The organism is Neisseria sp. Ec49-e6-T10, assembly GCF_051132615.1.
Classification (GTDB): domain Bacteria; phylum Pseudomonadota; class Gammaproteobacteria; order Burkholderiales; family Neisseriaceae.
Window position 1 is genome coordinate 2406696 of sequence record NZ_CP152375.1, and the last position, 23804, is coordinate 2430499.

The 23804-nt window shown below is 36.0% G+C and carries 25 protein-coding genes and 1 tRNA gene; 20 read left to right on the plus strand and 6 right to left on the minus strand.

Going from position 1 to position 23804, the window contains the following annotated elements; genetic code table 11:
- Nucleotides 1–57 precede the first annotated feature (57 nt).
- A tRNA-Leu gene (locus AADH04_RS11995) sits at nucleotides 58–144 on the plus strand.
- Between the two features lie 437 nt (nucleotides 145–581).
- A complete protein-coding gene (locus tag AADH04_RS12000) occupies nucleotides 582–800 on the plus strand; it encodes a hypothetical protein (protein ID WP_434777509.1) in 219 nt (72 codons plus the stop codon).
- A 70-nt stretch (nucleotides 801–870) separates the two neighbouring features.
- Here the strand turns inward: AADH04_RS12000 and AADH04_RS12005 are convergent, their stop codons facing one another.
- The gene (locus AADH04_RS12005) at nucleotides 871–1824 is read right to left on the minus strand and encodes a LysR family transcriptional regulator (protein ID WP_434777510.1); all 954 of its coding nucleotides are present in this window, start codon (nucleotides 1822–1824) and stop codon (nucleotides 871–873) included.
- A gap of 121 nt (nucleotides 1825–1945) precedes the next feature.
- Here AADH04_RS12005 and AADH04_RS12010 point away from each other — a divergent pair, with 121 nt between their 5' ends.
- The 3 genes from AADH04_RS12010 (at nucleotide 1946) to AADH04_RS12020 (ending at nucleotide 4882) form a co-directional block, all read left to right on the plus strand.
- Entirely contained in the window at nucleotides 1946–2926 is a 981-nt protein-coding gene (locus AADH04_RS12010; protein ID WP_434777511.1) for an aldo/keto reductase, read from the plus strand.
- A gap of 92 nt (nucleotides 2927–3018) precedes the next feature.
- Nucleotides 3019–3333, plus strand: coding sequence for a putative quinol monooxygenase (locus AADH04_RS12015; RefSeq protein WP_434777512.1), 315 nt, complete (start codon nucleotides 3019–3021; stop codon nucleotides 3331–3333).
- Nucleotides 3334–3892: 559 nt separating this feature from the next.
- Entirely contained in the window at nucleotides 3893–4882 is a 990-nt protein-coding gene (locus AADH04_RS12020; protein ID WP_434777513.1) for an aldo/keto reductase, read from the plus strand.
- Between the two features lie 202 nt (nucleotides 4883–5084).
- On the opposite strand, the gene AADH04_RS12025 is transcribed toward AADH04_RS12020, so the two are convergent.
- Nucleotides 5085–5360, minus strand: coding sequence for a metal/formaldehyde-sensitive transcriptional repressor (locus tag AADH04_RS12025; protein WP_434777514.1), 276 nt, complete (start codon nucleotides 5358–5360; stop codon nucleotides 5085–5087).
- Between the two features lie 57 nt (nucleotides 5361–5417).
- Between AADH04_RS12025 and dmeF the strand changes: the two genes are divergently transcribed.
- Nucleotides 5418–6365: a CDF family Co(II)/Ni(II) efflux transporter DmeF gene (dmeF, locus tag AADH04_RS12030; RefSeq protein ID WP_434777515.1), complete on the plus strand. Its 948-nt coding sequence runs from the start codon at nucleotides 5418–5420 to the stop codon at nucleotides 6363–6365.
- A gap of 62 nt (nucleotides 6366–6427) precedes the next feature.
- Here the strand turns inward: dmeF and hslU are convergent, their stop codons facing one another.
- The 3 genes from hslU to AADH04_RS12045 all read right to left on the minus strand — a co-directional run bounded on the left by hslU (nucleotide 6428) and on the right by AADH04_RS12045 (nucleotide 9271).
- Entirely contained in the window at nucleotides 6428–7759 is a 1332-nt protein-coding gene (gene hslU / locus AADH04_RS12035; protein WP_434777516.1) for an ATP-dependent protease ATPase subunit HslU, read from the minus strand.
- A 34-nt stretch (nucleotides 7760–7793) separates the two neighbouring features.
- The gene (gene hslV / locus AADH04_RS12040) at nucleotides 7794–8357 is read right to left on the minus strand and encodes an ATP-dependent protease subunit HslV (protein ID WP_434777517.1); all 564 of its coding nucleotides are present in this window, start codon (nucleotides 8355–8357) and stop codon (nucleotides 7794–7796) included.
- 110 nt (nucleotides 8358–8467) lie between these two features.
- Nucleotides 8468–9271 carry a YoaK family protein gene (locus tag AADH04_RS12045; protein ID WP_434777518.1) on the minus strand — a complete coding sequence of 268 codons (804 nt, stop codon included), beginning with the start codon at nucleotides 9269–9271 and terminating at the stop codon, nucleotides 8468–8470.
- A 417-nt stretch (nucleotides 9272–9688) separates the two neighbouring features.
- On the opposite strand from AADH04_RS12045, the gene rlmB reads away from it, so the two are divergent.
- The 8 genes from rlmB to AADH04_RS12085 all read left to right on the plus strand — a co-directional run bounded on the left by rlmB (nucleotide 9689) and on the right by AADH04_RS12085 (nucleotide 16378).
- The gene (gene rlmB, locus AADH04_RS12050; protein ID WP_434777519.1) at nucleotides 9689–10444 is read left to right on the plus strand and encodes a 23S rRNA (guanosine(2251)-2'-O)-methyltransferase RlmB; all 756 of its coding nucleotides are present in this window, start codon (nucleotides 9689–9691) and stop codon (nucleotides 10442–10444) included.
- An 88-nt stretch (nucleotides 10445–10532) separates the two neighbouring features.
- Nucleotides 10533–10964, plus strand: coding sequence for an NfeD family protein (locus tag AADH04_RS12055; RefSeq protein WP_434777520.1), 432 nt, complete (start codon nucleotides 10533–10535; stop codon nucleotides 10962–10964).
- 31 nt (nucleotides 10965–10995) lie between these two features.
- Complete coding sequence (locus AADH04_RS12060; RefSeq protein ID WP_434777521.1) at nucleotides 10996–11949, plus strand: SPFH domain-containing protein; 954 nt, start codon at nucleotides 10996–10998, stop codon at nucleotides 11947–11949.
- Nucleotides 11950–12161: 212 nt separating this feature from the next.
- Nucleotides 12162–12611: a PTS IIA-like nitrogen regulatory protein PtsN gene (gene ptsN / locus AADH04_RS12065; protein ID WP_434777522.1), complete on the plus strand. Its 450-nt coding sequence runs from the start codon at nucleotides 12162–12164 to the stop codon at nucleotides 12609–12611.
- A 7-nt stretch (nucleotides 12612–12618) separates the two neighbouring features.
- Entirely contained in the window at nucleotides 12619–13578 is a 960-nt protein-coding gene (hprK, locus tag AADH04_RS12070) for an HPr(Ser) kinase/phosphatase (RefSeq protein WP_434777523.1), read from the plus strand.
- Nucleotides 13559–14395: an RNase adapter RapZ gene (gene rapZ, locus AADH04_RS12075; RefSeq protein ID WP_434779846.1), complete on the plus strand. Its 837-nt coding sequence runs from the start codon at nucleotides 13559–13561 to the stop codon at nucleotides 14393–14395. Before hprK ends, rapZ begins: the two co-directional genes overlap by 20 nt.
- Before the next feature lie 86 nt (nucleotides 14396–14481).
- The gene (locus AADH04_RS12080; RefSeq protein WP_434777524.1) at nucleotides 14482–14958 is read left to right on the plus strand and encodes a hypothetical protein; all 477 of its coding nucleotides are present in this window, start codon (nucleotides 14482–14484) and stop codon (nucleotides 14956–14958) included.
- Nucleotides 14959–15283: 325 nt separating this feature from the next.
- Nucleotides 15284–16378: a Zn-dependent alcohol dehydrogenase gene (locus tag AADH04_RS12085; protein ID WP_434777525.1), complete on the plus strand. Its 1095-nt coding sequence runs from the start codon at nucleotides 15284–15286 to the stop codon at nucleotides 16376–16378.
- Nucleotides 16379–16430: 52 nt separating this feature from the next.
- On the opposite strand, the gene AADH04_RS12090 is transcribed toward AADH04_RS12085, so the two are convergent.
- Complete coding sequence (locus AADH04_RS12090) at nucleotides 16431–17042, minus strand: GntR family transcriptional regulator (protein WP_434777526.1); 612 nt, start codon at nucleotides 17040–17042, stop codon at nucleotides 16431–16433.
- Nucleotides 17043–17196: 154 nt separating this feature from the next.
- On the opposite strand from AADH04_RS12090, the gene mpl reads away from it, so the two are divergent.
- The 6 genes from mpl to AADH04_RS12120 all read left to right on the plus strand — a co-directional run bounded on the left by mpl (nucleotide 17197) and on the right by AADH04_RS12120 (nucleotide 23750).
- Nucleotides 17197–18558, plus strand: coding sequence for a UDP-N-acetylmuramate:L-alanyl-gamma-D-glutamyl-meso-diaminopimelate ligase (gene mpl, locus AADH04_RS12095; RefSeq protein ID WP_434777527.1), 1362 nt, complete (start codon nucleotides 17197–17199; stop codon nucleotides 18556–18558).
- Between the two features lie 18 nt (nucleotides 18559–18576).
- Nucleotides 18577–19326: a DUF1294 domain-containing protein gene (locus tag AADH04_RS12100; protein WP_434777528.1), complete on the plus strand. Its 750-nt coding sequence runs from the start codon at nucleotides 18577–18579 to the stop codon at nucleotides 19324–19326.
- Between the two features lie 18 nt (nucleotides 19327–19344).
- Complete coding sequence (locus tag AADH04_RS12105) at nucleotides 19345–20532, plus strand: acetylornithine/succinyldiaminopimelate transaminase (protein ID WP_434777529.1); 1188 nt, start codon at nucleotides 19345–19347, stop codon at nucleotides 20530–20532.
- A 138-nt stretch (nucleotides 20533–20670) separates the two neighbouring features.
- The gene (locus AADH04_RS12110; protein WP_434777530.1) at nucleotides 20671–22353 is read left to right on the plus strand and encodes a hydrogenase maturation protein; all 1683 of its coding nucleotides are present in this window, start codon (nucleotides 20671–20673) and stop codon (nucleotides 22351–22353) included.
- Nucleotides 22354–22625: 272 nt separating this feature from the next.
- The gene (locus AADH04_RS12115; protein ID WP_434777531.1) at nucleotides 22626–23114 is read left to right on the plus strand and encodes a hypothetical protein; all 489 of its coding nucleotides are present in this window, start codon (nucleotides 22626–22628) and stop codon (nucleotides 23112–23114) included.
- Between the two features lie 39 nt (nucleotides 23115–23153).
- Nucleotides 23154–23750: a tRNA-(ms[2]io[6]A)-hydroxylase gene (locus AADH04_RS12120; RefSeq protein WP_434777532.1), complete on the plus strand. Its 597-nt coding sequence runs from the start codon at nucleotides 23154–23156 to the stop codon at nucleotides 23748–23750.
- Nucleotides 23751–23804 lie beyond the last annotated feature (54 nt).

Below are 23804 nucleotides of genomic sequence, written 5' to 3' on the forward strand. Positions count from 1 at the left end.
TTTCTCTATAATAAATTTATAATTTTGCTTTAGGTTTTTTCGCAATTTAAAATATATACCCAGATGGCGGAATTGGTAGACGCACTAGGTTCAGGTCCTAGCGGGGGCAACCCTGTGGAAGTTCGAGTCTTCTTCTGGGTACCATCTTTGTTTTTCTTAATCTTAATCAATTGGATAAATAAACGGTGAATTAAATCACTTGAGTAAAAAAGATTGTTGCCAGTTGAATGCGACACACACGCATTAAAAGAGTATAAATTTTGCATTTGTTTTTTTAGTCTAATTTGTTTTGTTATAAAAAACAAGTCTTTTGCTTTGGAATTGTGGTACCAAAGTGCTAATGTCTTCTTTTTACCAAGTAAAGATGTCCTTTAGTACTATCATAACTCTAATCGGAGGATGCTGTTATGACTGAAGAGATCATTCCATGAGTACCAAAGAACTTAAGAGAATAGAAATCGTTCGATTAAAACATTACGTAATTGGATGATTGAGGCCAAAATATGGTCTCCTAAAATAAAAAGTAAAAAAGGATTCAACCACCTAGGGAAAACAGACAAAGATTAGGCGAACTGATTCGTATGCTCGCTTTGAGCCATTTGAATCAACTTAAAGCTTATCTTCGATGGTTGGATACCTATATTTCTCAATATGGGCTGCCTATTGCTATTTATAGTGATTGGCATTCAATTTTTTCCAAACATAAAGCAGAAAATTTTGTACTCAATCAATTAAAAAGGACATTAGATAATTTGGGGATAGAATCTATTCAAGCTTCTACTTCACAAGCTAAAGAATGAAAGTAACAGTACATAATTATTTTTTGAACACAATTTTCCAATAAGTAATTAATTTTATCGTCATGTATCATTAATCATCTTTATTTAGTTTGTCTGAATTGTACCGTAGAGTATTCACCATTAACTGAAATGCAGGTGAAGATTGTCGGCGACTAGGATAGTAAAGATGATATCCAGGAGAAATTGGAGCCCAATCATCAAGTACCTGAATCAGAAGTCCTTCCTCTATAGATTTTTGTACCAAATCTTCAGGGGCGTAGCATAATCCATAACCTTCCAGTGCGGCGGTTAAAGCCTGAGGTGACGTATTGAATGTCATTTGTCCTATAACTTGAATTTGTATTTTTTGTGTTTTTTTCTCAAACTCCCAAGAGTAAATATCACCATATGTTGCTAATCGAAGGTTAATGCAATTATGTGAAATAAGATCTTGAGGTATGATTGGTTTACTCCTAGTAGCGAAGTATATTGGAGAACCTACTACAACCATTCTAAAGTTTGGTGATATACGAACTGCAATCATATCTTTAGCTATTTGATCACCTAGTCTCACACCTGCATCAAATCTATTTTTGACAATGTCTGTAAATTCATAAGCTATAGAGATTTCAAAGTTAAGTTCTGGGTATTCTGGTAACAATTTTGATAGTTTTGGCCAAAGAATTGTATTAGCAGCATGATCATGAGCACTAATGCGTATCGTTCCACTTGGTTTTTCTTTAAGATCATTCAATGCTTTTAATTCAAGCTCAATACCTTCATAGAAATAACTAAGATTATTAAACAAACGCTCACCAATTTCGGTAGTTGATACACCACGTGTTGTCCGAGCTAATAATCTAACTCCTAATTTTTCTTCAAGTCTACGGATAGAATGACTTAGAGCAGATTGTGATACTCCTAATTGTGCTGCTGCACGTGTGAAACTATGTTCTCGTGCAACAACAATAAAAGTAAAAAGGCTATTGAGATCTATATTATTCATTAATGAATTTTCGTCATAAGTATATTTAAATTTTACCATCTTCTTTCATATCAATCTATTCTTTATACTTCACTCATGCATTGAAAAGGTCAAATAGATTTCTTTAATATCATTTAAATTAGGTTAAAGCGTTAGATTTATTATTAGAAAGGTGAAAGACATGCAAACAAGGAAATTAGGTAATGAAGGGCTTGAAGTTTCAGCTATTGGATTAGGTTGTATGGGGATGACATTTGGTTATGGCCCACGAATGGAAAAAGCGGCTGCGATCAAATTAATCCGAGATGCTTTTGATCGAGGAGTAACGCTTTTTGATTCAGCAGAAGCATATGGTGAGCTTAATGAACAATTATTGGGTGAAGCACTATCACCGATACGAGATAAAGCTATTATTGCAACAAAATTTGGTTTTAAAAATGGGATTTCCTCTGAGGGTTTAGATAGCAGTCCTGAACGTATTCGTTTTGTTGCTGAACAATCTTTAGCACGCATGAAGGTTGATTGTATTGATTTATTTTATCAGCATAGAGTTGACCCTAATATACCAATTGAAGACGTTGCTGGAACTGTTAAAGACCTTATTAAAGAGGGTAAGGTCAAATATTTTGGTTTGTCAGAAGCTGGGGTAGAAACAATACGGAGAGCTCATGCTATACAACCATTAACTGCTTTACAAAGCGAATATTCCATGTTTACTCGTGAACCAGAGACGGAAATTATACCAACACTTAAAGAGCTTGGTATTGGTTTTGTACCATTTAGTCCATTAGGGAAAGGTTGGTTAACAGGTAAAATTGACAATAGGACAACCTTTAACGAAGGAGATATTCGTAATGTATTACCTCGTTTTTCCGAAGATGCTCGCCAAGCAAATTATAAATTGGTTGAATTGATTAGCCAAATTGCGCAACATAAAAAAGTGACTCCTGCACAAATAGCACTAGCATGGCTATTGGCACAAGAGCCCTGGATTGTGCCGATTCCAGGGACAACAAAATTACACCGACTAGAAGAAAATATTGGTGGAGCATCTGTTGAATTAACAAATAATGAGCTAGATACATTAACAGAGTTGTTAGCCCAAATGCCTGTTTCAGGAGAGCGCTATACGGCTCAAATGATGAAAAGTATTAATCGCTGATAACTCTAATTTGGTGATAAGTATTTTCACATACTTACCCGTATTTTCCTCAAAAAAAGACAACTAAAAAACTTTATTCTAAGGGTGATTTTATGTTAAATAATCAATTTGAATCTCGTCATCTTATTTGTACTGTACATGCAAAAACGATACATCGTGAAAAAATAAAAGAACTATTAATAGAACTTATTCAACCAGCTAGAGAAGAAATAGGGTGTCTTTATTATGATATTAATCAAGATATCCAAAATCCAGATATTTTTTATATTATTGATGGTTGGGTTTCAGACGAAGCAATAGAAGCTCATAAAGCACATCCAAATGTTCATCGAGTTGTTGAACAATTACTCCCCTTACTTGCTTCAGCGTTAAGTATCTTAACCAGTAGTCGTATAAGTCATACATAAATTTAAAAAAATCCCTTGTTAAATTTTTAAGGGATTTTTGTTGGTTTGTGTGATTGTAATTTATTGAAAATATGATATTTTTTTGAAATTGTTTTGAAATATAGCTCCAAAGTGGGTACTATTCTCTTTTCCCAACTTCTCAAAGATGATTTTTTAGGATGGATGATCACAACCATATTTTTATACTTTAATTGGGATATTTGTCATGACGGATGAGATCGTTAACATGAGTATAAAAGAACTTAAACCATTTAATATATAGAAGCAGAGCTATTCGGTCAAAGGAAGTCGTAAAGTCAATATCTCTTTTTGTTCGATAAATTAGGTATGTGGTTGTTAACTGAAGACAATGCGTTGCTGGTTTAATCTGTATAGTCAATGAGATGATAAATTAATAAATAAGAGTCTTTTCTGTGTTAGAGTAGACCGTTAATCTTTTAATATTATTACGATAAATGCTCAAGCAGCTAATATCTTGCTGTTCTCATGAATATCCATTCAGTCACAGAACATATCTACATAAATAAAAATTTATTCACATTAAGAAAGGCTGATGGTTATGAAATACCGTAAATTAGGTCAAACTGAGGAAAAAATTTCATCAATAGGGCTCGGTTGTATGGGAATGTCTCATGCTTATGGGGATAGAGACGATGAACAAAGTATTCAAACATTACATCGTGCTCTTGATTTAGGAATCAATTTTTGGGATACGGCTGATTTTTATGGTGCTGGAGAAAATGAAAAGCTTATTTCGAAAGTACTGAAAAGCCATAGAGATAAAATCTTTATTGCTACTAAGTTCGGTTTTAAGTATGAAAAAATGAACAATCATTTTTCTACCAATTTTGATGGTTCTCCTAAATGGATGCGTCGGTCAATAGAACTAAGTTTGCAACGTTTGCAGATTGATTGTATTGATTTGTATTATTTGCATAGGGTTGACCCTAACGTACCTATAGAAGAGTCTGTAGGTGCTATGGCGGATTTAGTTAAAGAGGGTAAAGTACGTTATTTAGGTTTATCTGAAGCCTCTGAAGAGTCAATTAGAAGGGCCTATAAAGTTCACCCTATTGCTGCGTTGCAAAGTGAATATTCATTATTAACCAGAAATATTGAACAGAATATCTTACCAACGGTCCGTGAATTGGGGATTACATTGGTGCCTTTTTCTCCTTTGGGGCGAGGGATGTTCACAGAAAACTTTGATGTTAGCACTTTTGTTGCTAATGATGCACGTCTTAATCTACCAAGGTTTCAAGGGAGTCATTTAATTAATAATCAAAAACTCATGCACTATTTAACAGAGTTTGCTCATAGTAAAGGCTTGACGACTGCACAATTGGCTTTAGCATGGCTATTAAATAAGGCTGATGATATTGTGCCTATTCCTGGTACAAAAAAAGTAAAGTATTTGGAACAAAATGCAAAAGCTGTTGAGGTAAATTTAACTGAAACTGAGATCAATACGATAGAAGAAATTATTAAAGAATTCCCAAATACAGGGGAACGATACACGACAGAGGCGCTAAAACTGGTTAATCATTAAGTTATTGGAATGTTAAAACATGCAATTAATGTATTCGCTGATTTTTCTTATATTTAATAATCTTCTTGTGGTACTGGTTAACTGTATCTAATTTTGGTTAGAGTACTGCAGGAGGAGAGATTAAATTATTTATATTTTCATCATTTTTTGTCTAATGAATTACCTTGCTCCTTTGTCACAATAATACAGGTGTGATCAGTAATCATTTAAGATAAGAACGTAAAATAGCAATAACTTGTTCTGTATCGTTGTGTGAATTGGTTAAATCTGTTGGTTGTTCACTTAGATGTTCTCTGATTTCTCCTTCTAATAATTCCAACATTAAGCCATTTACCGCGCCTTTTATTGCTGCGACTTGCTGCAAAATCTTAATGCATTCAGCTTCGGCTAACAATGCATTTTCAACAGCTTTGGTTTGCCCTGCAATTTTCCTGACACGTGATAATAATTTTTTTTGATGACGAATGGTATGTGGCATAGCGTTCTTTCATAAATAGGTTTATACTGGGGGGTAGTATATTAAATAGGTGTTAATATGCATACTTCACTTGTTTCAAAGCATTACCATACTCATTCTTTTCATGATCACAATCCTTTAGCTGAAAGGAAAACCACCGTTGCGCTGTGGTTAACTGTCTTCATGATGTTCATTGAGATTTTAGGTGGCTGGTATTTTAACTCAATGGCATTGTTGGCCGATGGCTGGCATATGAGTTCTCATGTATTGGCATTGGGGTTGGCTATCCTTGCTTTTAAAATGTCTAGAAAATATGCTAACAGCCCTAAGTTTACCTTTGGTACATGGAAAATAGAAGTGTTAGGAAGCTTTAGTAGTGCACTATTATTGGTTGTTGTTGCTGTTTTTATGTTTTATGAGTCGGTTATTCGTTTATTTTCCCCTTTCAATATTCATTATGAGCAGGCAATTTGGATTGCCATTATGGGGTTATTGGTTAATTTAATTTGTGCTTATTTATTGCATGATGGGGAGCATCATCACCACAATCATCAGCATGAGCATAAAGGTCATCATCATTTGATTGATACACATGAACATCATCACAATTTAAATTTACGGGCAGCATATATTCATGTGATTGCCGATGCGGCAACATCTGTACTGGCAATTATTGCACTGGTTTGTGGTAAATTTTTTGGTGCTGAGTGGCTTGACCCAGTGATGGGTATTGTTGGTGCTGTCTTGGTCATTATTTGGGCCATTAATTTACTTAAAGCTTCTGGAAGCGTGTTATTAGATGCAGAAATGGATCGCTCTATTGTGCAAGAGGTAAAGGGGGAATTAGGTAAAAATGATTTATTTTGTGTGACCGATTTTCATTTATGGCGAGTAGGGCAAGAACAGTATGCATGTATTGTTTGTGTTGAAATAGATCAAGTGGATGTGCAGCCTTCTTTTATTAAAGAACAGTTGCGTGGTTATCCTCAATTAAGTCATATTACGGTCGAAGTTAATGTAAAATAATTTGAGTCTATTTGGCTAGAAAGCGACCGATATAACTTTTAGCCAAATAGACTGTTCAGAACTTACAACACGTAACGCGCCAAGTCTTCGCTTTGGGCAATTTCGCCTAGTTTATCATTAACATATGCTTTATCAATGACCACATCACCTGATTTAGTTTGAAAAGAAATATCTTCCAATAATTTTTCCATTACGGTGTGTAATCGGCGTGCGCCTATATTTTCAGTTTTTTCGTTTACTTGCCAAGCTATATGAGCTAATTGCTCTACACCATCGTCTGTAAATTGAAGGTTGATTTCTTCTGTACCTAATAAAGCTTGATATTGACGAGTAAGACAGGCATCTGTTTGGGTAAGGATGGCTTGAAAATCAGACACACTTAAACTATCTAACTCCACTCGAATAGGTAAACGTCCTTGTAATTCAGGAATTAAATCAGAAGGGCGGTTTAAATGAAACGCACCAGAGGCAATAAACAAAATATGGTCGGTTTTAATCATACCGTATTTTGTTGTGACTGAAGTTCCTTCAACAAGGGGCAATAAATCTCGTTGTACCCCTTGACGGGAAACATCGGCACCTTGGCGGTTACCATCTGTTGCCACTTTGTCGATTTCATCAATAAATACAATACCATGCTGTTCAACTGCATATAAGGCTTGTTCTTTTATTTCATCTTCATTAACCAGTTTTGCCGCTTCTTCATCAATTAAAAGCTTCATGGCTGCGGCAACCTTCATTTTGTGCGGCTTGGTTTTTTCTTTACCAATGCTTTGGAACATGCCTTGTAATTGTTGTGTAAACTCTTCCATTCCAGCAGGCCCCATAATAGACATATTGCCTATAGGGTTGACACTGAGTTCTATTTCAATTTCTTTATCGTCTAAAGAACCTTCTCTAAGCATTTTTCTAAATTTTTGGCGGGTATTTGAGTCTTCTGGTTTGTGTGTTTCATCGGTGAAACCAACTTGACGAGGAGGAGGAAGCAGTGCATCTAGAATACGTTCTTCTGCTGCATCTTGTGCTTTATTACGGTTTTTTTGAATTGCTTCTTCTCGAATATTTTTCATTGCAACTTCAGCTAAGTCACGGATAATGCTGTCAACATCACGCCCAACGTAACCTACTTCAGTAAATTTAGTTGCCTCAACTTTGATAAAAGGTGCATTGGCTAAACGTGCCAATCGACGAGCAATTTCTGTTTTACCCACACCTGTAGGGCCAATCATTAGGATATTTTTTGGGACAATTTCTGAACGTAAAGGCTCAGGTACTTGAGTTCGACGAAAACGGTTACGTAAAGCAACGGCTACAGCTTTTTTTGCACCATTTTGTCCAATAATGTGTTTGTCTAATTCGTGTACAATTTCTTGGGGAGTCATTAAACTTGACATAATACGATTTTCCTTAGTCAGAACTTAGAGTCTGTTATTTGGTTTCACTGTTTTCTTCAGTAGTTGGTAATGTTTCAATAATATGGTTTTGGTTTGTGTAAATACAAATATCACCTGCAATTTCTAGTGATTTTTTGACAATTTCTTCACAAGGTAAATCGGTATTGTCGATTAAGGCTTTTGCTGCTGATTGAGCATAAGCGCCTCCAGAACCAATGGCCGCAATGCCATGTTCAGGTTCCAATACATCACCATTACCTGTAATAATCAACGTATTTTCTTTATCCGCAACAATAAGCATGGCTTCCAATCTGCGTAAGGCTCGGTCTGTACGCCAGTCTTTTGCCAATTCAATTGCAGCAATGACTAAATGCCCTTGGTGTTTTTGTAACTGGCCTTCAAAACGTTCTATTAAAGTGAATGCGTCAGCCGTTCCACCCGCAAAGCCTGCCAACACTTTACCACCATGAAGTTTGCGTACTTTTCTGGCTGTTCCTTTAATGACGATATTACCTAATGTTACTTGCCCATCACCACCCAGTGCGACCTCATTTCCTCTTCTTACAGAAATAATAGTTGTCCCATCAAATTGTTGCATATCAAAAACCTTATACAGTTATTATGAGTTCATTTTGCTATATGGGGCTTTGTCTCTTAAAATTCAAGATGTATTTTGTTTGGATTATTTTGCTAAAAAATAAAAAAGCATTAAGAGGTGGAAACCTGAGAATTTTTGTTCTTTTTGCGTTTTTTTAGCCAGAAGCGAACGCGTAGTTTTATATCATAATAAATGGGACGGCAGCCAAAGATAAACAATAAAAAGGATAGGGGGAGTGTAAATTGGTAACCTAAATGTCTGAAGCCTAATGCCCCAATAATACCACCAATAAAAAAAGAGAATAAGATTCCTAAAAATAAGGTGAGCCTGCGACGATTAACCTCAGTTATATGAATTTTATCAGAGTTAAATTTTTTGACAGGCATAAGTTTTGCCAATTCTATGCCAATGTCTGTTGCAATCCCTGTCATATGTGTACTGCGTAGTAAACCTCCAGAAAGCTTAGTGACTACTGTGTTGTGCATACCCATAATGAAGCACAACAACATTAAGGTTGGTGGGGTAAAAATATGTTTGTAACCAGATAAAGAAGCCCCTAATAGGCCAAAAATCAATAAATAAGTTGCCTCCACCCACATTGATAGACCATATCCACCTCTAAAGCGTCGGCGCCTTGCCCAAAGAATTAGCCATGTTGCGTGTATGGCACCAGCAATAAAGCAAAATAACATGGAAAAAGCAATTAAAACGAGTTTAATATCAGCTAAGATAAGACCATCAGCCATACTGGAAATGACACCAGAAATATGGGAAGTGTAACGATTGACGGCAAAAAAACCGCCTGCGTTAATTGCACCAGCGATAAAGGCCATAATATAGCCTAAGTTTCGTAATACATTGTCTTCAAAGGTCACATTATCAAGTAATAAAGTGAGCCTGAGTAAGCGGTTCATATTGTTTAATTGGTAAATTTAGTCAGTCAGAAAACAGCTTTTGCTTAAGTATAGTGTATTTTTTTAGGTAATACGATGAAAAAACATCAAATTTCTGCTTTTTGCCTTATTTTAAATAATATGTGGTTTATTGTTGAATATAATATTTATTTTGATTAAAAGTTGTGGTTTGATTAAGAGAAAGTGCTTATTTAGTTGTATGAATGGTGAAAAATAGCTGTTTTTTTAGAATGGTACTATTTAAAGTCATGATATCATCAGTTATTGTTTGAAAATAATATGGTTTCTATATTAGAAAAACATGCTTTAATTGTTTAGTCGGTTTGTCGGGTTTTTGAGTATGTTTTTAGATGATTAAATATTTTGAGCAACTTTATAGTGGTTTGTGGGGCAAGTTTATATATTAAGGGAAATACAGTGGCTGGAAATAAACGTTTGATTTTTGGGTTTCATGCAGTAAATGCACGTTTGTGGCAAACACCAGAAAGTATCATTGAATTGTATGTTATTGAAGATAAATCGGATGAGAGAACAAGGCAAGTTATTGATAAAGCTCAGGCAGAAAATGTAAAAATTATTTTTGTGGATCAAGTAAGATTAAATACTTTAAGTAAGCAGGCACGCCATCAAGGTGTGGTCGGGTTCATTGATGCATCCAAAAATCATGTTCATTTAGAGGATGTTTTAGAGCATTTAAACGAACCACCATTATTATTGGTTTTAGATGGTGTGACAGATCCTCATAATTTAGGTGCTTGTTTGCGTGTTGCTGATGCAATGGGGGTACATGCTGTTATTGTACCAAAAGATAAAAGTGCAGGCTTGAATGCAACTGTCAGTAAGGTTGCTTGTGGTGCCGCGGAAAGTATTCCTTTTGTTACTGTAACCAATTTAGCCAGAACATTACGGGAACTCAAAGAAGAGGGTATTTGGGTGGTTGGTACTGATATGCAAGCGGAACAAAACTTATACCAGTTTCAATCAGAAAATATGGGTATTGCTTGGGTAATGGGCTCAGAAGGGGAAGGAATGCGGCGGTTAACAAAAGAGTGTTGTGATGTGTTGGTTTCTATTCCCATGTTGGGTACGGTAGAAAGTTTAAATGTGTCGGTTAGTGCAGGAATGGTGCTAAGTGAAACACGCAGACAACGATCTTTCAGTAATAAAGAGTAAAACTAAATATATTCATTAATGATTTTAAAAAAATCAAATTTTTGTGTTAGAGTCGCTTAATAGGGGTGATTGATTAGAAGGAGTGTGTATGTATTGGCTGGCTTTAGGGTTTGTTTTGCTGATTTTTGAGTTTTTTACCAATACATTTTATTTATTGGTTATTTGTGCCGCTTTTATGATTGCAGGGTTAAGTGAATGGTTGTTTCAAACACCATTTTATGTTAATACCATTATTGCTTCAGTTATGAGTATCATTGGTGTCTTAATTGTAAAAAAAGTCAATAAAACCCGTAAAGCAAGAGGGCAAGATAAGGCACTCGATGATTTAGATATTGGGCAATATGTCGAAGTGACTGCTGTAGAGCCTTCAGGGCAGGCGGTTGTTTATTACCGTGGTGCCCAATGGCAAGCTAGATTTGATGATGTTACTGCCTTAGTGCAAACGTCAGAAGAACATTTACCCACACGCGCTAAAATTATTAGAAAAGATGCCAATATTTTAATAGTAGAAGCGGTTTAATGATTAATACATAAATATATCAGGAGGAAATATGGGTCAGATTGTTGCGTTATTATTTTTATTTGCTGTTGTGGTTTTTGCAGTTAAATCCATTACTGTTGTCCCTCAACAAAGTGCATTGGTCATTGAAAGATTGGGGCGGTTTTATAAAGTCTTGCGCCCAGGCTTGAATTACCTTATCCCTTTTGTGGATCGTATTGCATATCGCCATAGTTTAAAAGAAATCCCTATGGATGTAGCCAGCCAAGTTTGTATCACTCGTGACAATACCCAATTAACAGTGGATGGCATCATTTACTTTCAGGTAACTGACCCTAAGTTAGCATCTTATGGTACCAGTAATTATGTGATTGCCATTACTCAGTTGGCACAAACAACGTTGCGTTCTGTCATTGGTCGTATGGAGTTGGATAAAACACTTGTAGAGCGTGATGAGATTAACCGTGTGGTTGTGGCTGCATTAGATGAAGCAGCTACATCATGGGGGGTGAAAGTTTTACGTTATGAAATTAAAGATTTGGTGCCTCCTCGTGAAATTTTACACTCAATGCAGCAACAAATTACGGCTGAGCGTGAAAAACGTGCCCGTATTGCAGAGTCAGAAGGCCGTAAATTAGAGCAAATTAATTTAGCAACAGGTGCCAGAGAAGCCTCTATCCAACAATCTGAAGGTGAAATGCAAGCGGCGATTAATCAGTCTAAAGGGGAACGTTTGGCTTTAATCAATAAGGCTGAAGGTGAAGCGCAGGCTCTACGTTTGGTTGCAGAAGCTTCTGCTGAGGCTATTCGTTTAGTAGCAGACGCTACTAAGGTGCCAGGTGGTATGGAAGCGGTTAATTTAAAAGTAGCAGAGCAGTATGTTGAGGCATTTAGTAAGTTAGCTAAAGAGAGCAATACCTTAATTTTGCCTGCGAATGTGGCAGATATGGGGAGCTTAGTTGCGGCTGGTTTGAAAATTGTGAATAGTCAGAAAAATGTTGGCTAATGATTAAAATAGCATCATTTAACGGCTTTTGAAAAAAGGCCGTTTTTTATTTGGTTTGTATGATTTTGTGTCTTTATTTAATAGCTATTGTTTAATTTTTTGTTTTTAATGATGATTTATTGGGCCTGTGCATAAGAGCACTAGAAAATGTTGGCTAACAGAAAGTCATCAAGGTAAAATAACTTTTTTATCTGAAAGTGTGTTTACAAACTATGAGCCTGATTGGGGATATTCTTCCTGAAAACCATATTATCTTAAATTTGGATGTAGGAAGTAAAAAAAGAGTTTTTGAACAAGTAGGCGTCTTGTTGGAAAATCATTTAGGGATATTAAGAGCAGAAGTATTTGATTGCCTTTTTGCCAGAGAAAAATTGGGGTCAACGGGTTTAGGGCAAGGCGTGGCTATTCCCCATGGTTGTATCAAAAGTTTAAAAGAAACGGTTGGCGTATTTGTTCGTACAAAAGAGCCTATTCCTTTTGATGCGCCTGATGGGCAACCTGTACAATTGATGTTTGTGTTACTTGCTCCTCAACAAGAAAATAATGACAGTCATTTGCAAATTTTATCTGATTTAGCACAGAAATTTGCTTCAAAAGAGATTCTTGAAAAGTTAAAAACGGCTCAAGATGCAGCAACAGTACGTCAAATATTCATAGGATAAATAAAAAATGCCCAGTATCACGGTCAGAAGGCTTTATAAAGACAACCAAGCTAAGCTTAGGCTGACATGGATTGCAGGGACAACTGGATCCGATAATATTCTGACAACAGACAAAGGGCGTTCTACTGCTTTGGTTGGACATCTGAACTTTATTCACCCAAATCAAGTTCAGGTATTAGGGACAACTGAAGTTGATTATTTAAATAAAATGGAAGCTGGGCAAATTAAAGCATCATTTGATGAGTTATTTGATCGAGTGATTTCACTGGTTATTGTTGCCAATAATTTATCTGTTCCTTCTCTTTTAAGAGATTATTGTCATACTCATAATGTACCACTGATGACTTCTGGGCTAGAAAGCCCTTATTTAATGGATGTTTTGCGTATTTATTTACAACGACGTTTGGCTGTGTCTACAGTCATGCATGGTGTGTTTTTAGATGTGTTTGAAGTTGGTGTTTTGATTGTTGGGCAGTCTGGTTTAGGTAAAAGTGAATTGGCTTTGGAATTGATTTCTAGGGGGCATGGTTTGGTTGCTGATGATGCAATTGAATTATATCGTATTGCACCAGAGCGCTTAGAAGCAAGATGTCCTGCAATATTAAGAGATTTTTTAGAAGTAAGAGGTTTGGGTATTTTAAATGTGCGTACGGTATTTGGTGAGTTGGCAGTACGCCCTAAAAAGTTATTGCAATTGATTATTCATTTGGTTTATGCGACAGATGAACACATGCAAAGTTTGGATCGATTAAATACGTATAAGGAAACAGAAGAAATACTGGACGTGCACATTCGTAAAGTCACTTTACCTGTTGCCGCTGGTCGGAACTTGGCTGTATTGGTAGAAGCTGCGGTACAAAATTATATTTTACAATTAAGAGGGATTGACAGTACAAAAGATTTTATTGAAAGGCAAACCGCTGTGCTTAAAGAGCAGGAGGCAGATGATGCGTTTGATTCTGATTAGTGGTTTATCTGGTTCAGGAAAATCAGTAGCGCTCAAGTTTTTAGAGGACTTGGGTTTTTTTTGTGTTGATAATTTACCATTAGCATTATTAGATGAGTTGATTGAAATGCACCAGCAAACAGGTGTACAAAAATTAGCCATTAGTGTTGATACCAGAGCAGGGCATAGATTTACTTGTTTTGCACAGCAGGTTCAGTCATTACGACAAAAAGGGATTCATCTGGATCTTTTGTTTTTGGAGTCTACCGAGGCGGTTTTAATTAAACGGTTTTCTGAAACCCGTAGGCGTCACCCTTTAGCCAGTGCTAATTTAACATTGGAAGAGGCTATTGTTTTGGAAAAAGAATTACTGATGCCTATTCAAGAACAAGCACATAGAATAGACACCAGTTTTCTTTCTACGCCACAGCTTCGGGCATTTATAAAGCAGTGGTTAGGTATGCCACCTCAGATTGTGCATTTGGTTTTTGAGTCTTTTGGTTATAAATATGGTTTGCCTATTGATGCAGATTTTGTGTTTGATGTACGTTGTTTGCCTAATCCACATTATGATTCTGAGTTAACTACATTGACAGGCTTAGACCAGCCAATATGTGATTTTTTTCAGGATAAAAAAATTGTGTGGCAAATGATTGATCAAATAGAAATATTTTTAAAATTATGGTTACCCTATTTTCAGGCTGAAAATCGCCACTATTTAACAGTTGCTATTGGTTGTACGGGTGGGCAGCATCGTTCAGTATTTGTGAGTCAACGTTTGCTTGAGCGCTTTGCTAATATTCATGCTCAAGTGAGACATCGTCAATTAAATCGTTAATTTAATCAGTTGGTTAGATTGTTTTTTCTGTTCATAATATTTTATGAGGCTGATTCTTAAATGTTACTATTTTCTAATGAAAATAAATGAATATTTGGGGGGCGGTATCAATGAATATTGGGGCTTATATTAACGGACGATTAAGCTTGTGTTGGCATCATCACAATAAAGAATGTGTCTGTAACGCACTTCAAGAACTGATTGTTTGTGATCAAGCAGATTTATGTGATTATTTTATATTGGGTCGATTATTGGTTGAACAAAAACGCTATCAATATGCGATTAAAGCTTTGTCTAGTTATATTACATTGTGTATAGAAAATATAGAGCAGGTAAGTCATTTTATATCTAATCATCACAAAGCCGCTATTGGTGCGGAGTATCATTTGAATATTGCTTATCTGTTAAGGGCTTATGTTTATGCTCTAGTTGGTCAACAAGAGAAGGCTTTAAAAGACTTAGAAACAATGATGGTATATAGTAAGCACAGTATTCTCGATAATATCCTCTGGTTAGATGGGCATTCTGATATTTCTCATCGAAGTGTATTGGCATTAATATAAGCTATTTTTAGAATAATGATTTTTTTCTCATTGAGCTGCTTTGTAGAAATATAAAGCAGTTTTTATATGATAAAAAATATTAATAACAGTTGCATATTGAATGTGTGTGTAGTACTTTTAATCCTATATTTTTATTTAGATTTTATCTATCTTTATTTTGTCGCAGAAATTTTTATTGTATTTTCTTTTTTATTAATCATCTGTTTTTGTTTTTTCTTTCTAAAAATAAATTTTCTTTGAGTTGTATTATTTAGAACAATAAATAAATATTTAATAGTGTGTGATTTGAAGGAGGTTCTTTATATAACATACAAAGGAGAAAGCGATGAAAGCATCAGTCGTGGAAAAAGTTGGCGGGCAATTTATAACAGAAGAAGTTATTTTAGATAGCCCCTTAGATTTAGAAGTTTTATTGGATGTTCAAGCTTCTGGGTTATGTCATTCTGATTTACATGTGGCTCATGATGGTTATGGTAATTCATTTCCGGCGGTATTAGGCCATGAGGTTGCTGGTGTTGTTAAAGAGGTGGGAAAACAGGTGACTGAATTTAAAGTAGGCGATCATGTTGTTGGTTGTTTAATTCAGTTTTGTGGGCATTGTGAGGCGTGTTTATCTGGTCATACCTATCGTTGTTTACATAAAGAAGAAACATTACGCTTGCCTAATACAAAGCCACGTATTACTCGGCCAGATGGTTCGGTTGTTTATCAGGGAATGGGGTTAGGTGGTTTTGCAGAACAAGCATTGGTACATCAAAATCAGTTAGTCAAGGTGCCAAAAGAAGTGCCTTTTAGCCGAGCATGTATATTGGGTTGTGGCACAATTACTGGTGCTGGTGCGATGATTAATACCGCTAAGATTCGCCCAGGTAATACTGTTGCTGTTATTGGCTTAGGTGGGGTAGGTTTAAATGCTATTTCAGGTGCTCGAATTGCAGGAGCCACCACAATTATTGCCATTGATTTACAGCCTAATAAATTGGCATTGGCCAAAAAATTTGGTGCCACCCATACAATTCACTCAGGTGAAGTAGATGCTGTTGCGGCAGTGCATGAAATTACGCAAGGTGGGGTAGATGCTGCGTTTGAGATTATTGGTTTAAAACCAACGGCACAGCAGGCATTGGCGATGGCAAAAGAAGGTGGTGGGGCATACCTTATTGGGTTACAAAAACCTGGGCGTTTACTCGAAATAGATGGTTCACCAGAATTGATTTTTTCACAAAAAAAATTACAAGGTGTTTGGATGGGGTCATCTAATTTTAAATATGATATTCCTATGTATGCCAAACTTTATCTTGAAGGAAGATTAAATCTAGATGATCTTATTTCTCAAGAAATACACATAGATCAAGTACAAGCTAGCTATGATGAGTTAGAAAAAGGCGCTATTGCTCGTTCTATCATCACTGCTTTTTAGTCAAATTCATTTAAAAACCCACAAACCAAACTTGAACTTGGTTTGTGGGTTTTTAAATGAACAGTAATGTTTGATTAGCTGTGATGGATATTGTTTCTTTTAAGCTAAGGGTCTGGTAGATATTAGATAAGCATTTAAATATATTGGCTTTGCTATTTTGAGTGCGTGTTAATACACCATATAAATGCTGATAGCTTACAGGAAGTAGGAGGTTTAACATATCGTGTAAACAAGAGTTGCTAATCATCGCATAAAGTTCAGTAAGAATGTTTTGACACTGTTCATAATACTGATCAACTGTACTATTTGTCTGTAATTGTTCCAGTAGTTTGATGTGTTGATTGAGTGAATGCTCCGTATCAGGAAGCATATGTTGTTTTATATCGATTATTGCTTGGTTTAAAAGAGTAAACCAAAGTTCTAAAAAATCTTTTTGTTTGTCTAAATTTAAGCCACGGACAACGGCTCCTCTGTTAGGATAAATCGTGACAAGGTGCCATGACTCGAGTATTAATAGAGCCTCTCTAACGGAGCCTCTACTGACTTGATACTCTTTTGCTAAACGTGATTCTGCTAAACGTGATTCTGTATTCAATTCACCTTTTATGATCTTTTGTGCCAAATAATTGGCAATTTGTTTAGAAATCAGTTCATTGCCTAACATAATTATTTTCCTTGTGTGCGAGTCGCTTTAGCATGACTAAAAATTAGGTATTTTGTCAAATAATATCCGTTTTCATCGAATTCTTTAGGTGCTCTGATATTCAAAAGCCTGCTTTTGTTGTATCCTTAGCACTTTTGTTCAGACATATATAAACATGAAACATATTCACATTGTTGGTATTTGCGGCACCTTTATGGGGGGGATTGCGGCCATTGCGAAAGAGGCAGGGTTTAAAGTAACAGGATGTGATGCAAATGTGTATCCGCCTATGAGTACGCAACTTGAGAATATGGGTATTCAGTTAATACAAGGTTTTGATGCCAAGCAAACTGAGCTTAAACCAGACTTGTTTGTTATTGGTAATGTGGTGACTCGTGGTAATCCTTTAATGGAGGAAATACTGAATCAGGGTTTAGCCTATACTTCTGGACCACAATGGTTATTTGAAAATGTATTAAAAAATTTATGGGTATTGGCTGTTGCTGGCACTCATGGTAAGACAACGACAGCCAGTATGTTGGCTTGGGTTTTAGAATATGCAGGATTAGCACCAGGTTTTTTAATTGGTGGAATTCCGCAAAACTTTAGTGTTTCTGCGCGTATGCCGCAAAGACCTGTTCAAGATAACAATAGTATTAGCCCTTTTTTTGTGATTGAAGCGGATGAGTATGACACTGCTTTTTTTGATAAGCGCTCAAAATTTGTGCATTATCATCCTCGCACAGCGATTTTGAATAATTTGGAGTTTGACCATGCCGATATTTTTCCTGATTTAGCGGCTATTCAAACTCAATTTCATCATTTAATTCGTACTATTCCTGAGCAAGGATTGATTATCAGCAATGGTAGTGAACAGAATTTAACAGATACTTTAGCAAAAGGTGTTTGGACGGCAGTAGAACAATTTGGTGTTAAAAATGGCTGGCAGGCAAAGTTATTAGATAACGATGCTTTTGAAGTATATTTAGATAGCTGTTTGGTTGGAACCGTACATTGGTCTTTGTTAGGAGAGCATAATCGAAATAATGCTTTAGCAGCTATTGCCGCTGCCAGACATATTGGTATTGAGCCAACATTAGCTTGTGAGGCTTTGAGTGTCTTTAAAAATGTAAAACGGCGTATGGAAATTAAAGGGCAGGTAAATGGGGCAACGATTTATGATGACTTTGCCCATCATCCCACGGCTATTGCAACCACTATTGCTGGTTTACGGGCAAAGGTAGGGCAACAAAAAATTATCGCCGTATTGGAACCACGCTCAAATACAATGAAACTAGGCTCCATGAAGGATGCTTTGGCTTCTTCGTTACAAGAGGCTGATCAGGTGATTTGTTATGCAGGTGCCGTTGATTGGAATGTGGTAGATGCTTTATTACCTTTACAAGAAAAAGCCACCGTTTTCCAAGATTTTGATGAAATGTTGATTTATATTAAAACAATAATGAATCAAAACGATCATGTTTTGATTATGAGTAATGGCGGCTTTCAGGGCATTCACGATAAATTATTAAAATAAGTTTTATTAAGGGGTAACATGGAGTATCACCAACCAAATATGGCTCAAGATTATAGGGGGACTATTCAATTTTGGGATAAAGAAAAAGGTTTTGGTTTCATCGATTCAGATTATTTTGATGAACGCCTATTCGTTCATGGTAGCGAAATATTTCCAAAGGGGTATGTGCCCTTTATTGGTGAACACGTATCTTTTATGGTAGGCAATTCTCCAGATAAGAAAATTTGGGCCAAAAAAGTGGTTTTGATCAGACAAATGGAGTTGGAAGAACCTATTACACCAAATCCTTCTAACATTGATATTTCTACTTCATCGGGGGAGTTAAAGCCTGAGTCAATTAAATTCGATTGGTCTTTAACCAGCATTGCTTATATTGTGGCAATGGTGATTTTTTTAGAAATTGTTCATGTGTTTTGTACCAGAGGGTCAATGCCTATAATCGTATTTTATGGTTATATGGGTATGAATATATGGTCATTATTTTTATATATTAAAGACAAGCGTGCAGCATTAAATGATTTATGGCGTGTTCCTGAAAAAACATTATTGTGGTCCAGTGTGTTAGGTGGCTGGCCTGCCGCACTTTGTATACAAAACATTATTAGACATAAAAATCAGAAAACAGAATTCAAGCAACTGTTTATTGGCACCATTATTCTTAATATTATTGCGTTTTCTATTCTTGCTTTTTTTAGCAAAGATTTAAATGCTTATTTTGCTTATATTCAAAATTTGTTTGGTGTGTGGTTTAAATCTTTTTCTTCTTAAAAATTAAAGACAAAAATTATGAATAACTATTTGACTCCAAATTTTGCATTTGCCAATATGATTCCTGTCCATGCTCAGGGTAGTCGGGTATGGGATCAAGCAGGTAAAGAGTATGTTGATTTTTCTGGCGGTATTGCTGTAAATGCTTTAGGCCATTGCCACCCAGTGTTGGTTGATACTTTGACTGATCAAGCAAAAAAACTTTGGCATGCCTCTAATATTTACACCACCGAACCTGCACAGCAATTAGCCAAACTGTTAGTGGATCATACGTTTGCGGATAAGGTGTTTTTTGCTAATTCTGGTGCGGAAGCTAATGAGGCTGCTTTTAAGTTAGCCAGAAAATATGCTTATGAACATTATGGAGCACAAAAAAATGAAATTATTGCTTGTGTTAATGGCTTTCATGGGCGAACATTATTTACAGTGAGTGTTGGTGGGCAAAGTAAATACCAAGAAGGATTTGCTCCGCTTCCTGAAGGCATAAGCCATATCCCTTATAATAATATAGAAGCATTAAAAAATACCATAAACGAGAGAACCTGTGCCGTCGTACTGGAGTTAGTCCAAGGTGAAAGTGGGGTTTTACCTGCCCAAGTTGAATTTGTGCAGGCTGCTCGTCAATTGTGTGACCAATATCAGTCTTTATTGGTTTTTGATGAAGTTCAAACAGGTATGGGTAGAACAGGTAAACTTTTTGCTTATGAGCATTATGGTGTTTCACCTGATATTTTATCCAGTGCCAAAGCTTTAGGTGCAGGTTTCCCTATTGGGGCAATGTTAACCACTGATAAAGTTGCTCCAAGTTTTGGTGTGGGTTCACATGGTTCTACATTTGGAGGGAATCCTTTGGCTTGCGCTGTGGGCTGTGCTGCATTTAATATCATCAATGATCAAAAAACCTATGAAAATATCAATAAACAGAGCCAAGCTTTAATCAATGAATTAAATGTTATTGGGCAATCAACTGGTTTATTTAAGGAAGTAAGAGGTAAAGGTTTGTTAGTTGGTTGTGTGTTAACGGATCAATATACGAATCAGGCAGGTGAAATCACCAAAATTGCTTTGGAACAAGGCTTAATGCTTTTACAGGCAGGTGGTAGTGTATTGCGTTTCGCACCTAGCTTATTATTGACGGATGAAGATAGACAAGAAGGTATTAAACGGTTTGAGCAAGCTTGTCAGAATTTTTTGAGTCATTATTAGTATTCAATTCTTATATCATTTTTAAATGATTTTGATATATACGATTTAAATATATCAATGTCTTTTTTATGTTTTCTTAAGTATTATATTATTTAAATAATTATATTTATTAAATAATGCATACGTAGGAGAATATAGATGCAAGAATTGAAAATCGTTGTATTGTCTTCCGCCTTTAATGGGTTAACTCAAAGAGCTTGGTTAGCGCTACAAGAGGCGGGGCATCAAGTGACTTTTCTTTTATTTACTGATGAAGAAGCTGTTGTTTTAGCCATAGAAAAAGCTCAGCCAGATTTAGTGATTTGTCCATTTTTAAAAGATAGAGTGCCTGAAGTTCTTTGGCAAAATACACAGCGTCCTATTGTTGTTATTCATCCTGGTATTATTGGAGATAGAGGGGCATCTGCCTTAGATTGGGCTATTGTTCAGCAAAAGGATACATGGGGTGTGACTGCATTACAGACAGTAGAGGAAATGGATGCTGGGCCAATATGGGCAAGTGATGAGTTTACAATGCCTTGTGATCCAATCCGAAAATCAGTTTTATATAACAGCAAAGTCAGTGATTCAGCAATAAAATGTATTTATGATGTCATTGATGCATTTGTTTTGAAAAAACAGCCTGTTCCCTTAAATTATAATAACCCTGATGTTCATGGCCGTTTACAACCGAACATGAAGCAAACGGATCGTCAATTTTCATGGACAATGGCAGCAAAAGATATTTTGAGAGTCATCCATGCTGCGGAAGGCTGCCCTGGTGTATTAACAGAAATAGAAGGTCAAAGTTTATATGTTTATGATGCTCATTTAAGTAGGCAAAATGGTGAACCAGGGAAAATTTTAGCCAAGCAAGATGATGCTATTTTGGTTGGTACGGGAGAGGGAAGCCTATGGATTGGCTCTTTAAAACGACCAAAAACAGCCGCCCAAGCAGAAACCTTTAAATACCCTGCGGTACAAGTGCTTGGGGAGACAATCAAGCATGTTCCCTGCATCTCAAGATCGTTTATTGATATACCTTCAGATGAATATGGGACAATTCATTATAAAGAATGTAATCAAATTGGGCAATTGTATTTTAATTTTTATAATGGCGCGATGAGTACGGCACAATGCCAAAGAATGTGTGAGGCTTTGAGGGCTGTAAAAGCGCGCCCTATCAATATATTGGTGATTCGTGGTGGTGTAAATGCTTTCTCAAATGGCATCCATTTAAATACAATTGAAGTGGCTGAAGATTCTGCTCAAGAAGCATGGCTTAATATTAATGCGATTAATGATGTGTGTTTAGAAATACTGTCTGCCAAGCAATGGGTAATCAGTGCCATAACTGGCAGTGCAGGTGCTGGAGGATTTATGTTGGCATTAACAGCTGATGAAGTGCTTGCCAGAGATGGGGTTGTTTTAAATCCCCATTATGCCACTATGGGTCTTTATGGGTCAGAATATTGGACTTATACCTTACCGAAAAAAGTAGGCGAGCAAACAGCATTAAAGTTAACAACAGAATGTTTGCCTGTCAGCACAAAAAATGCTGTGGCCATTGGGTTGGTAGATGATGTTGGGCCAAGAGACCCTCAGTTATTTTCTCAATGGTTACAGGAGAAAGCACAATTGGCTCAAGAGCAAAATAAGGTACAAATGAAAAAAATGGTTGATCTTGAGGCTGCACAACAATGCCGTAAAAAGGAATTAGCCCAAATGAAGCTTGATATGTTTGAGGATCGAAATAATTTTTCTCAACTTCGTCGTGATTTTGTGTTAAAAAAACGAGCAAAAGTAACTCCTGAAAGACTTGTAGCAACATGGGCAAGGTAGTGTCATAGATACAGCATCATTTATTAAATTGATACTGTATTGTAAACGTGAGTTTTTTCTGATTTTTTTTCAAATATGCATCCTGAAAATATTTTGGGATGCGACCTATTCAATATTTAAATTGAATCCTTTTGAGCCACTAGAATGGTTTATGTAATAAAAATAATGAGTATAATAGACAGTTAAATTAGCTTATTTCATTTAAAAATCAGGAGATTGTTTTGTTGATTAACCAGTTTCTTCCTAAATTTCAGTTTTCAGAAAAGCATAGTATGCGAATATCTGCATCTTCTGGTGTGATTATGGAGGCTATTAATAATCATGATGCGTCTACTGATCAAGTATCTAAGGTTTTAATGGTGATCCGTGAGTTACCAATGAAATTGGTGTCTTTATTTCGTAAAAAAGAGGAAAAAGAGCCTTTTGGTTTTCATAGTTTTCTTTTCCTTGGGCAAAAAAATAATGAAGAGATTGCTTATGGTCTTGTTGGGAAATTTTGGCAGTTCAATTTTGGATTGGTACCACTTTCAACACCTACAGAATTTCAAGATTTTGCTGGGGCAGGGGTTGCAAAACTTGTGATGAATTTTTCGATAAAAGAAATAGAGAAAAACCTTTGTGTTTTATCAACAGAAACAAGAGTGTTTTGTCCCGATAAAAGAACACTCATATTATTTTCTCCATATTGGTACCTCATTCGGCTTGCCAGTGGTTTTATTCGAAAGAGGATGCTTTTACAAATTAAACGTGAAGCTGAATGATCATTTATCGTCTTTTTTATTTTAGTTGGTTTTGAATGTATGATGGAATGTATAGAATTTTTATTATGTGAAACACCTGATGCTTGGATTGAGCAGGCTTTGGACAATCAGGATATTTTATTGATTGATCATGCAAACTGTGAAAAAAAAGCAGCAGATACGGCGTTAAACTTAATGTTTCGTTATGTTGATAAAGAAGATTTACAATATAAATTGTCTCGTTTAGCGCGGGAAGAGTTGGTTCATTTTGAAAAAGTGGCCAGAATCATGAAAAAGCGCTCAATTGATTATATTCATTTGTCTGCTGCTCATTATGCCCAAAGATTACGTAAGCATGTCCGTAGCCATGAACCAGATAGATTGGTGGATATTTTGATCATTGGTGCATTTATTGAAGCACGTTCTTGTGAGCGTTTTTATACATTAATTCCGCATTTAGATGAAGAGTTGGCTGCGTTTTATCAGTCATTGCTTAAGTCTGAGGCTCGACATTATCAAGATTATCTGACTATGGCCAGACAATATGCATCAAAACCAATAGATGATCGAGTCGCTTATTTTGCTCAGATAGAAAAAGAAGCCATACACACACCAGATGCAGAGTTCCGTTTTCATAGTGGTGTTGCTGTACATTAGACTTTTAGATTATTCATATTTTTTATCGCACAGAGATGATTCTTTAAATCAATA

Bases quoted from the DNA above. Each gene is read 5' to 3' on its own strand.
- AADH04_RS12020 (WP_434777513.1), top strand. From the start codon at position 3,893: ATGAAATACCGTAAATTAGGTCAAACTGAGGAAAAAATTTCATCAATA.
- AADH04_RS12120 (WP_434777532.1), top strand. From the start codon at position 23,154: ATGATGGAATGTATAGAATTTTTATTATGTGAAACACCTGATGCTTGG.
- AADH04_RS12100 (WP_434777528.1), top strand. From the start codon at position 18,577: ATGGAGTATCACCAACCAAATATGGCTCAAGATTATAGGGGGACTATT.
- AADH04_RS12005 (WP_434777510.1), bottom strand. From the start codon at position 1,824: ATGGTAAAATTTAAATATACTTATGACGAAAATTCATTAATGAATAAT.
- AADH04_RS12015 (WP_434777512.1), top strand. From the start codon at position 3,019: ATGTTAAATAATCAATTTGAATCTCGTCATCTTATTTGTACTGTACAT.
- mpl (WP_434777527.1), top strand. From the start codon at position 17,197: ATGAAACATATTCACATTGTTGGTATTTGCGGCACCTTTATGGGGGGG.
- ptsN (WP_434777522.1), top strand. From the start codon at position 12,162: ATGAGCCTGATTGGGGATATTCTTCCTGAAAACCATATTATCTTAAAT.
- AADH04_RS12010 (WP_434777511.1), top strand. From the start codon at position 1,946: ATGCAAACAAGGAAATTAGGTAATGAAGGGCTTGAAGTTTCAGCTATT.
- AADH04_RS12115 (WP_434777531.1), top strand. From the start codon at position 22,626: ATGCGAATATCTGCATCTTCTGGTGTGATTATGGAGGCTATTAATAAT.
- AADH04_RS12090 (WP_434777526.1), bottom strand. From the start codon at position 17,042: ATGTTAGGCAATGAACTGATTTCTAAACAAATTGCCAATTATTTGGCA.
- AADH04_RS12060 (WP_434777521.1), top strand. From the start codon at position 10,996: ATGGGTCAGATTGTTGCGTTATTATTTTTATTTGCTGTTGTGGTTTTT.
- AADH04_RS12025 (WP_434777514.1), bottom strand. From the start codon at position 5,360: ATGCCACATACCATTCGTCATCAAAAAAAATTATTATCACGTGTCAGG.
- AADH04_RS12105 (WP_434777529.1), top strand. From the start codon at position 19,345: ATGAATAACTATTTGACTCCAAATTTTGCATTTGCCAATATGATTCCT.
- rapZ (WP_434779846.1), top strand. From the start codon at position 13,559: ATGCGTTTGATTCTGATTAGTGGTTTATCTGGTTCAGGAAAATCAGTA.
- AADH04_RS12000 (WP_434777509.1), top strand. From the start codon at position 582: ATGCTCGCTTTGAGCCATTTGAATCAACTTAAAGCTTATCTTCGATGG.
- hslU (WP_434777516.1), bottom strand. From the start codon at position 7,759: ATGTCAAGTTTAATGACTCCCCAAGAAATTGTACACGAATTAGACAAA.
- AADH04_RS12110 (WP_434777530.1), top strand. From the start codon at position 20,671: ATGCAAGAATTGAAAATCGTTGTATTGTCTTCCGCCTTTAATGGGTTA.
- AADH04_RS12085 (WP_434777525.1), top strand. From the start codon at position 15,284: ATGAAAGCATCAGTCGTGGAAAAAGTTGGCGGGCAATTTATAACAGAA.
- dmeF (WP_434777515.1), top strand. From the start codon at position 5,418: ATGCATACTTCACTTGTTTCAAAGCATTACCATACTCATTCTTTTCAT.
- hslV (WP_434777517.1), bottom strand. From the start codon at position 8,357: ATGCAACAATTTGATGGGACAACTATTATTTCTGTAAGAAGAGGAAAT.
- AADH04_RS12055 (WP_434777520.1), top strand. From the start codon at position 10,533: ATGTATTGGCTGGCTTTAGGGTTTGTTTTGCTGATTTTTGAGTTTTTT.
- AADH04_RS12080 (WP_434777524.1), top strand. From the start codon at position 14,482: ATGAATATTTGGGGGGCGGTATCAATGAATATTGGGGCTTATATTAAC.
- AADH04_RS12045 (WP_434777518.1), bottom strand. From the start codon at position 9,271: ATGAACCGCTTACTCAGGCTCACTTTATTACTTGATAATGTGACCTTT.
- hprK (WP_434777523.1), top strand. From the start codon at position 12,619: ATGCCCAGTATCACGGTCAGAAGGCTTTATAAAGACAACCAAGCTAAG.